The 2,091-nt window shown below is 62.5% G+C and carries 3 protein-coding genes and 1 pseudogene; 2 read left to right on the forward strand and 2 right to left on the reverse strand.

Annotation, left to right across the window (positions count from 1 at the left end; genetic code table 11):
- On the reverse strand, nucleotides 1-813 hold an 813-nt coding region (locus tag ACE3OH_RS21870; protein WP_374358296.1), incomplete at its 3' end, for a LysR substrate-binding domain-containing protein.
- A 102-nt stretch (nucleotides 814-915) separates the two neighbouring features.
- Between ACE3OH_RS21870 and ACE3OH_RS21875 the strand changes: the two genes are divergently transcribed.
- Entirely contained in the window at nucleotides 916-1,203 is a 288-nt protein-coding gene (locus ACE3OH_RS21875) for a putative quinol monooxygenase (protein WP_374358298.1), read from the forward strand.
- Between the two features lie 80 nt (nucleotides 1,204-1,283).
- Here the strand turns inward: ACE3OH_RS21875 and ACE3OH_RS21880 are convergent, their stop codons facing one another.
- Nucleotides 1,284-1,655, reverse strand: coding sequence for a VOC family protein (locus ACE3OH_RS21880; protein ID WP_374358301.1), 372 nt, complete (start codon nucleotides 1,653-1,655; stop codon nucleotides 1,284-1,286).
- Nucleotides 1,656-1,758: 103 nt separating this feature from the next.
- Between ACE3OH_RS21880 and ACE3OH_RS21885 the strand changes: the two are divergent.
- Nucleotides 1,759-2,091 (forward strand): annotated as a pseudogene (locus ACE3OH_RS21885) (hypothetical protein); the annotation flags it as partial.

The following is a 2,091-nucleotide window of genomic DNA, read 5'->3' on the forward strand; positions in this document are numbered from 1 at the left end:
GCTGGGGTAGATCGCGTAGTAGTCGCCCATCGCCGGCGCCTGTTCAGGCAATACCTCGCGCAAGCTGCCGCTCGCCAGCTGGGTGCGGCACAGGAAGGCGGGCAGCATGGCGATGCCGCCGTCGCGCAAGGCGATATTCAGCAGTGACAGCAGGCTGTTGCTGCTGAAGCCACCAGCGGGGGTGATGGTTTCGCTGACCGGCCCGGTCTGCAGGCGCCACTGAGTGGCGGCGCTATGTACCAGGCAGTTGTGGGCAAGCAAATCAGCGCTGGACGCGGGCGTGCCGCGCAGTGCCAGATAGCCGGGCGAGGCGACCAGCACCCGGCGCACCTGGCCGATGCGGCGTGATACATAGCTTGAATCATCGAGCTTGCCGGTACGGAATGCCAAGTCGATGCGCTCGCCCAACAGATCAAGCCGCGCATCGCTGACTTCGCAGTGCACGGTGACTTGCGGATAGCGCAGGCGGAATGCGCACAGCAAATCGGGCATCAGGCAGATTCCGGTGGCTTCCGGCACGGTAAGGCGCAGGCTGCCACTGGGCGAGTCGCGCAGGCGCGATACGGCAGCATCGGCCGCATTGGCGGCGTCCAGCATCATCTTGCAATGGCCGAGGTAGATTTGCCCGGCTTCGGTCAGGCTCAGGCGCCGGGTACTGCGTTGCAGCAGGCGAATGCCCAGCGCGTCCTCCAGCTCGGCGACCCGCTGGCTGACCGTGGACTTGGGCAGATGCAGCAGTGCGGCTGCTGCGGTAAAGCTGCCGGCTTCACACACTTGGGCAAAGATCGCCATCTGATCGAGTTTAAGCTGCATTGTTCGCCCCGGCAGACAGTCATTCCAGAATAGACAGGCTAATCATACCAATGCGGCAGGCGTACAGTTCGTTCTGTCCACACAACACAACGGAGCCACACCATGAAAGCCCTCACTGTCGTCGCCACCATCGTTGCCAAGCCAGAAGCCGCCCAAGCCGTCGAAGCCGCCCTGCAGGCGCTGATTGCCCCCACCCGCAAGGAAGAGGGTTTCATCCAGTACGATCTGCACCGCGATATCGACCGCAGCAATGTATTCGTGTTTTACGAAACCTGGGCCAGCCGCGAACTGCATGCCAAGCATATGCAATCGGCGCATCTGGCAGCCTACGGCCAAGCCGTGGATGGCCTGGTGGAAAGCTGGGATGTGAAGCTGATGGAACGCATCTGAGCCTTGCCGGGCAGTATGCGAAAGCAAAGCGGGCCATTCGGCCCGCTTTTGCATTTCGATGACTTGCTCTGGTTGCGCGCTTACTTGGCCATGGTGAAGCAGACCAGTTTGTTGCCATCCAGATCGCGGAAATAGGCGCCGTAGAATTCCTCGCCGCGCAGGCCCGGCCCGCCCTCGTCCTTGCCGCCCAGTGCCAGCGCATGGGCGTGCACCTTGTCCACCAGCGCACGCTGATCGACCACCAGACCGATCATGGTGCCATTGCCAACGGTGGCGGGCTGGCCATCATAGGGCTTCATCACCGCTAAGGCCGGCGCACTGTCGCTGGTGCCCCAGCAGATGCCCCGCTCGAATTCCCACAGGCGCCGGGCGCCGATATCGGCCAGCAGCGTGTCGTAAAAAGCGGCCGCGCGCGCCAGATCATTGCTGCCAAGGGTTGCATAGCCAATCATGGGGGTGCTCCTGTCGTTAAGGGAGCGTCGAGTATAGCCAGCGCCGGACCGGAACCAATTCCGGCATATATGGACTGATGGGCTTTTCGGGTGGAGCCTGACCATGCGTTTTGTTCTATGGGGAATGTGTACGCTGCTGGCGGTAAGCAGCCTGGCCGACGGCGAGCCAGCACCCGCGCCAGCCGAAGTGCCGGAAGCCATACAGGTTGAGGGTGGCCGCGATCCCTTGCTCAAACCCTATGGGCATATGGTCAAGGGTCTTGACGCGTTCGAGCAACACCACGCCCTCGCACCCGCTGCGACCTTGCGATTCCATCTGGTCGGGCTCAAGGCAGCTAGTGAAATGTCCGGCCTGCGGCTCTCGGTTTATGGCGACAAGATCGATGAAACCATAGCGGTGGCCGACGACGGCAGCTTCAGCCTGCCGCGCCTGGCC

It is taken from the genome of Chitinimonas sp. (assembly GCF_041904975.1).
Classification (GTDB): domain Bacteria; phylum Pseudomonadota; class Gammaproteobacteria; order Burkholderiales; family Chitinimonadaceae; genus Chitinimonas.